The organism is Nitrospira sp. T9, from assembly GCF_052156535.1.
GTDB lineage: Bacteria > Nitrospirota > Nitrospiria > Nitrospirales > UBA8639 > Nitrospira_E.
In genome coordinates this window covers 86097-93464 of record NZ_JBQKUP010000021.1, presented here as the reverse complement: position 1 = coordinate 93464, position 7368 = coordinate 86097, and the positions used below count along the sequence as shown (strand labels likewise).

Here is a 7368-nt window from a genome sequence, read left to right as displayed (position 1 = left end):
GTGAATCCTCCGGGGGTTACCCGGGGGACAATCACCTGAAGGCGGGTCGCCGTTCAAGTCGACACCATCCAAATTTGCCAAAACATGTAATTCATTCATGCGCTTAGGCCGAAAGGCGACTCAGTTAACCGGACAGTAGTGACCCTCAACATAAAAGTAGAAAAGAGAAATATAGGGGGTTTGAAGCTCATCGATGCGGTAGATTGCGACCCCCTCCGATTGAATACTTGATGTCACTACTGATCACAATGATGCGCAGTGATCCCCTGCATTTTCTTTGTGAGCGTTTATCTCGCACGCAAACTTGATTTTGATCAAATCACGGGGTGGGACATACACAGACCTGTTGATATTTGTAATCGTCACGCACGTGTTGGCCTCCGTCGCAGAGAAATTGGGTTACTTTACTGATTCCTTAGAGCCCGACTCATGTGAGGCCGATTTTTCTGACAAGCGGGATTTGGGAAATTGCCAGGGTTTCCTGTGGTTCATAAGATTGGAGGTTCGTTAATACATTGCGTCTGTTTAATCATAAGATTGATTTATAGATCATGGAATCCATTTTTCTACAATTATTCTTGTTTTATTGTGATTAAGGTTTGGCAGGCTTCATGAATTCTTGAGAAATTGGAAGTTTTCTTCCCCAGAATTCAAGGATCTGGCAAAGATTCCGATGAAGCATCCAGAATTAAAAACGGTTGTATCCTGAAAAAAGCAAACCATCTGAAAGGGTGGGACGCAAAGCTATGGGCCTACGTCTCGGATTTTAAGATAAGGTTGCCAGGTTGCCAGGCAAGCCACAGAATCTCCTTGATTATGAGCGGAGTGGCTTCGCTCGGCATGACTCACATGCATAAAGGAGATCTCGTATGTCACACAATCAAGGTTTCTCTCGAATAACCTTTCCCCGTACCCATTCCTTTCGATTTGCATTTGGTTCATTATGGACCGTTGTTCTTTTTCTCTGCCTTTTTTCCTCCAATGTACTGGCGGGAGAAGTCACCCTAGCCTGGAATCCTCCTTCCGCAGAATATGGTGGATTCATTGTCGCCTACGGGACTTCAAGCGGTAGTTATACGGAGACTCAAGATGTCGGAGCTCAGGCCATTTATACAGTGACAAGCCTGAATCCCGGTCAAACCTATTATTTTGCGGTAAAAGCTTACGACCGGGCTCGTAAAATTGAAAGCCCGTTTTCGAATCAGGTGAGTGTTACCTTGCCTATCGTTAATGCGCGTCCTGCTCCTCCTAAGGATGTAAAGGTTTATTGAAATTCGTTTTCTGGGAAAAATGATCACAGATAGATTGTATTTGGATGGGATGCATCAACGGAAATGTCGTAAGCCGTTTTCACCCGGGATTTGTGAAGCGAGCTCCGTGATAATGAAGTCTCCCTACCTCTACGGAGATTTGCAGAACGAGGATGTTCTGTGAATGTCCTGTTTATAAAAAATTCTTCTCCGGCGTTCGTTAAATAATGAATATGAGGACAGGGTCGATGCCCTGAAATCTCATTAATATTTTGCGATTTTCTCAAGTCTCACTCCGTCGAGATTTTTGAAACTGTTCTCAAGAAATTTACATGAAGTCCTGCATTTTCCCTGTATCTAAAACTGAAGTCTTCCCGGTAGAGTTTTATTTGTTTCCCCCACCTTTGATCGACTTTATCCTGTAATTTTGGTATTCATCCCCATCTGGAAAAACGGGCTACGAAAAAAATCCTTCTTATTTAAGTTAGAATGACTGTTTCTTGTGCGGGTTCCTATGGTAAGGTCCACCCCTTGTCAGGGAACTCACCTTGCAATTGACTTAACAGGTTGATGAGGGCACCATATCTAAGAGTTCGTCATGCCCAAAACTATAGAGTGTTCTTCTGACTCCACCCCCCCGCACTTCCATCGAATTGAAAATAATAAGGTAATTGTAATGATTAATTCCGTATGGCGAAAAACAAGAGCTGTGCGTCTTTCCCCATTTGTCACATTGCGTGAGCGGAAATGGCGGTTGGCTCTTATTCTGACTGTTCTGGTTGCCTGTGAGGTATTTTCCCCGGTCGGGGGACGGGCTCAGTCTTTTTCTGATATGGGACTATTTTATTTTACCGGGTCTCACCGGCCTGTTCTGAATCGGGGGGGGCTTTTTCGTGAATATATGACGGGAAATGGTTTAGGGGATGGTATCAAAGCCGGTCCGGTCCAACTCCGCCCGTTTTTAGGCGTATCGGAAGTATATACCGACAATGTGTTTAGACGAGATACAAATACAAAAAGTGACTTTCTTACGGCCATAGCCCCTGGAATTCAGGCGTTCATGCCGTTTGGCGGAGGTAAGCATTCAGTCCTTCTTGACTACCGCGCTGCCCAGTTTCTTTATGCAAAATTTACTGAAAATAATGCCCTGGCCCAAGATGCTCTGGGCCACGTCAGCTTGAATTATCCTGGTGGTCTAGCAATAGACTTGCAGGGAGGGCATTTAGAAGGGTTTGACCCGAGAGGGTCGGAAGTGGATACCCAACAAAGGGATATTACCAAATGGAATGTGAATCACTTTATAGGCCAAGTTGAATTCTCCGGGCAAAAGGCTGGTATCCGTCTTCGCACGAATTTTGATGATGTAAATTACACCAACAATGGACAAGCCGCCCCGCGTGACCGGAACCGTATTGGTGCCAATCTGAGCGTATCTGTCGCCGTAACCCACTCAACCCGCGCCCTCCTTGGCGTTCGAATAGTCAATAATGATTATAATACGAATAAGCAACAGAATAGTTTCGGTTACGGAGCGTATACGGGCTTCAGCCTGGCACCTACCCGCCAGCTCTCAGGGGAATTCAACATCGGGTACCAGGTTTTAAATTTTGACCACGCGCCCATCGATGAAGACTCAGCCCGTGGCCAGGCCCTCCTTGCAAGGGGATTAAGCTTAGGATCGGAGCAACGGACATTCTTTTATATGCGAGGAAACTTGGATTGGAACCCTACTTCCCGGTTAAGTTTTCGTCTCCGTCCCTTTTCGCAAATTAATCAGTCAGCGGTTCAGGGTACTTCCACGTATAAACGAATAGGCGTCGACTTTTATGGAAAACAGTCCTTTACTGAGCGTCTGGCCCTTAGAGGGAATTTTTATTACGCCAACGATAATTTTAATACGAATAGAACGGATGATCGATTTCGCTTAAGGATAGGACCAGAATACCGTACGGTTAAATGGCTGGGCTTTCGCTTTGATTATATTTTCGAAAAGAGAACTTCAAATATCGCCAATTTTGATTTCAACAGCAATACGTTCATGCTTTCGATCCAAGGAATAATCTAGTAGAACGGAATGCACCTTTGATTCATCCAATTCTCTCGAAACAGTTTCTTGACCTTCGCCACTTTTGGTACTAATATTTTTGTGAGTTATTGAGATCGCCTCGTGGCGGTAGTCCTCCTGTCCCCTTTGAACAACATGGGGTGAAGTCCTTGGCAAGGATTTCTACCAATTGATAGATCCAGAAATCCCTTAATTTTTTCGTATGTTCCCGATAGTGATATCTTTTTTGTTGTGGCAAGAAAGCACCAATGACTAAGGGACGAGATGCGAAATGTTCGTGGATGGGATGAGTCCATGCTTTTCCGTGTGCACTGCTAGATAAGGAGACTCACTATGAAATCCAAACAAGGAGTTCCGAGATGGATTAGAGGATTGTTGCTAATGGTCTTCTTAATGTTTGGAGTACTCATAGGACAGGGGATGGCATTGTCCCCGGAAGTCCCAATCCAGGTTGAAGGTGATCGGTTAACAGGTCATCTCTCACAGGTGACCTTACGAACGGTGCTGGAGCAATTACAGAAACAGTTGGGTATAAAATATGAGGCCCCTGTCGAAGAACTGAATAGAGTCATTTCGGTCGATCTACAGCAAGACAAAATACTCCCGGCCTTGGCCAAAATTCTGGCGCAGTGGGATTATGCGTTTACGGTCAATTCGGCGGGACGCTTGCAATATCTCTACGTAACCCCAAAAGCTCCACCAAGGGAAGCGGTTTCTGAGACGAGGAACCCAACAGATATTGGGTCATCTGATGGGTTGGGTGAATCGGGTTTGAGTTCAGACCGGCAAATGGATCCTGGGCAAGAAGAGATGGATACCCGTTCATTCCTGTCTCAGGAAGGAGAGCCAGGTGACAATTTTGCTCCAGCCTCCTCATCTTTCTCATCTCCAGGAGAAAGCCCAGGCTTAAGAGCTCCGGTGGTGGGTGTTCCCATGGATATTCAGCCGGTGCCCGCTGGAACCACGATGCCCATGGTGCCCCCAAGTAGTGCTAGTGGGATGCAGGTGACGCCGCCGGCCAACTCACCGGACATGCCAATCATTCCAGCCACAGCCTATCCACCGATGGAGATTGAGCCGGTGCCCGGCTACCTGCAGGAGGAGATGCTTCGGAGTATGCAACCGTGACCAGAAAGTTGAGCTCCAATTAGGTGTTTGTTTTTATATACTATGGCTGGTTGCGTGTTGGTCTGAGCACGGACGAGGATGGAATTAGGCTTCAGAGGTTGGAGGTGCATCTCTTTTTTGCCAAAAGGCTGGCAACGACATCTTGAAAAGCCTTGGAAGGCTTAATGGCCTCCGGCTGGATGGTTGATGGCATGGTATTGATTTTGATATAAGTTCTCCTTGCCCTATTTGGCCATTTTCCCCCCTCAGTCATGTAACTGGAATCTTCCCGAAGCTTGAGTAGGTCATTTCTTTCTGACGCATACCCCAAAATTTATTTTTAGAATTTTTTCCACTTCCTGGTCGCCCACCCCTGTGATTTCATCGGTTTATTTACTGGCATTGAGAAACTAACTGGATGGTTCGAGTCGAGGTCTATCTTATGAATGTGAGAATTTCATGTTGGGATATTTGGTAGCGTAGTGTTGAAAAAAAATGGGTTGCCTGAGGGATAATTAGCCTTTGAATTTACGCTCGGGCAATTTTTTCCATGTGCAGAGCCAAAGATAATTATGCATGAATAATATGTACAACCCTTTTTCACCATTGATCTGTGCCTGGCAGCACAGAACCTTGATTGCTCGCCTTGCCAAGCGAGAGATTGATGCTCGTTATCGGGGGTCGTTGCTTGGTTTAATCTGGGCTTTTGTCGTCCCGATGCTAATGCTAGGGGTATATACGTTTGTTTTTTCGGTCGTGTTTCGGATTCGATGGGAAATGCCTATGGAGGAAAACGGCGCCTTTGCTCTGTTATTATTTTCCGGGTTGATTATTTTTAATCTGTTTTCCGAATGTGTCACTCGTGCTCCTGGTCTTATGCTCGAAAATGTGTCGTATATCAAAAAGGTGGTGTTTCCTCTGGAGATAATGCCTTGGGTATCGATGTTGGTGGCACTTTTCAATGCTTCCGTCAGTCTGTTGATTTTGTTGATTTTTTACCTCATAGTCCATGGTCTTCCACCCCTAACGGTGTTCCTGTTGCCGGTAGTACTTTTTCCGTTTGTCCTATTGATTGTAGGATTAGGTTGGTTTCTGGCTTCCATGGGGGTGTTTCTGCGTGATGTCCAGCCAATGGTAGGCGTGATGACCACAATGATGATGTTTCTCAGTCCTATATTTTACCCCCTATCGGCAATTCCTGAAAGCTATCGAGGATTGATTCAGCTTAATCCGTTGACACCTGTCCTGAATGCATCGAAATCGGTCATATTTTGGGGACAAATGCCGGAATGGGTAGACTGGCTCCTGTATACGGTTGTTTTTTGGATGGTCGGTTGGTTGGGCTTTGCATGGTTCCAAAAAACCCGAAAAGGATTTGCTGATGTCGTCTGATCTGGCTATACGCGTCCAAGGACTTGGGAAGGCCTATCAGATCTTTCGAAAGCCTGAGGATCGATTAAAACAGATGCTATGGAGAGGGCACCGACAGTTCTATGAAGAGTTTTGGGGTCTCCAAGGTGTGGATCTGAGCGTGTATCGAGGAGAAACGGTCGGGATTATTGGTCGAAATGGATCCGGGAAGTCGACGTTTTTGCAATTGGTGTGTGGCACGCTATCGCCGACCTGTGGGGAGTTGACGGTCAAAGGCCGCGTTGCGGCGTTGCTGGAATTGGGTTCAAGTTTTAATCCTGAATTTACGGGAAAGGAAAATGTGTATTTGGCTGCTTCCATTCTTGGTCTGACGAGTGAACAGATAGATGCCCGGTACGAATCCATAACGGAATTTGCGGCCATTGGAGATTTCATTAATCATCCCGTCAAAATTTTCTCGAGTGGAATGTATGCGAGGTTGGCATTTTCCCTGGTCGCACATGTGGATGCCGATATTCTGATTATTGATGAAATCCTTGCCGTGGGTGATGCCGCGTTCACTCAAAAATGTATGCGCTTTCTTCATCAATTCAGGGAAAAAGGTACGCTTCTGTTTGTCTCTCATGATACGGCTTCGGTGACTAATCTGTGTAACCGGGTTGTTTGGCTTGACAATGGAGTCGTCCGGGAAATTGGTCCTGCAAAAGAGATCTGTCATAATTTTCTCGCTGCGCTGTATCACGAAAAAGAAAATGCTAACACCTTTCGTATTGGCGGAAGTCGTAAAGCCCCAACAGATCGAGCCATGCAGGTGAAAGATCCACGAAGTGAGATGTTAAAGAACTCTTCACGTCGAAATGAGTTGGAGATTTTCGATTTTGATCCGAATGCTCCGTGGTTTGGTGAGCGTGGAGCGAGTATTTGCGAAGTGGCGATTTCCGACCAACATGGTTCACTCCTGACAACGTTAGATGGTGGAGAGGAAGTCACGCTGATCATCAGGTGTGTATCGGAACAACCCTTAGCACGGCCCATCCTGGGGTTTTATGTCAAGGATCGCTTAGGTCAGTATTTGTTTGGCGACAATACGTATCTGATGTATCGTGACGTCGACCGCTCCCTTGAAAAGGGGCAACGATTTCACGCGATGTTTCGTTTTCAATTACCGTATCTCCCTACCGGTGATTATTCGGTGATCGCGGCGATAGCCGAAGGGACACCAGAGAATCATGCTCTTCATCATTGGATTGATGATGCCCTGTTTTTTCGAGTCCACTCAAGCCACGTCCAACGTGGACTTATTGGGATTCCCATGTTGGCGATTGAATTTGATTCCTCGGTGATGCCCTTGGCCTCATCGTGAGAAGAGCGCAGTGATATGGGAACAGATTTAGAGGTGTTTTATATTGGTGACCATCCGAAAGCACATTTCGGTGGGTTTGGGGGTGAGGACGTCATTGTAACCCCGGCTTGGTGGTAATCAGTTTTACATAGAGCCAAATCATGAAAAAGATTGAGGAGCAAGTCTCAAAAGGGAGGACACCATTGTTAGGGGGTGCCGGCAGGGAAATGGAT

The 7368-nt window shown here is 46.1% G+C and carries 5 protein-coding genes and 1 riboswitch; all 5 genes read left to right on the top strand.

All coding sequences use genetic code 11. The features are described from left to right. Nucleotides 1–703 precede the first annotated feature (703 nt). Nucleotides 704–793: riboswitch (cyclic di-GMP riboswitch) on the top strand. A 76-nt stretch (nucleotides 794–869) separates the two neighbouring features. The 5 genes from ACTRXD_RS02220 (at nucleotide 870) to ACTRXD_RS02200 (ending at nucleotide 7156) form a co-directional block, all read left to right on the top strand. Continuing rightward, nucleotides 870–1271, top strand: a complete 402-nt coding sequence (locus ACTRXD_RS02220) for a fibronectin type III domain-containing protein (RefSeq protein ID WP_442430234.1) — start codon at nucleotides 870–872, stop codon at nucleotides 1269–1271. Nucleotides 1272–1926: 655 nt separating this feature from the next. Further along, nucleotides 1927–3315, top strand: coding sequence for an outer membrane beta-barrel protein (locus ACTRXD_RS02215; RefSeq protein WP_442430233.1), 1389 nt, complete (start codon nucleotides 1927–1929; stop codon nucleotides 3313–3315). A gap of 333 nt (nucleotides 3316–3648) precedes the next feature. Continuing rightward, a complete protein-coding gene (locus ACTRXD_RS02210) occupies nucleotides 3649–4443 on the top strand; it encodes a hypothetical protein (RefSeq protein WP_442430232.1) in 795 nt (264 codons plus the stop codon). Nucleotides 4444–4998: 555 nt separating this feature from the next. After that, nucleotides 4999–5814: an ABC transporter permease gene (locus tag ACTRXD_RS02205; RefSeq protein ID WP_442430231.1), complete on the top strand. Its 816-nt coding sequence runs from the start codon at nucleotides 4999–5001 to the stop codon at nucleotides 5812–5814. Further along, nucleotides 5804–7156 carry an ABC transporter ATP-binding protein gene (locus ACTRXD_RS02200; protein WP_442430230.1) on the top strand — a complete coding sequence of 451 codons (1353 nt, stop codon included), beginning with the start codon at nucleotides 5804–5806 and terminating at the stop codon, nucleotides 7154–7156. The genes ACTRXD_RS02205 and ACTRXD_RS02200 overlap by 11 nt, the downstream gene beginning before the upstream one ends. Nucleotides 7157–7368: the final 212 nt, after the last annotated feature.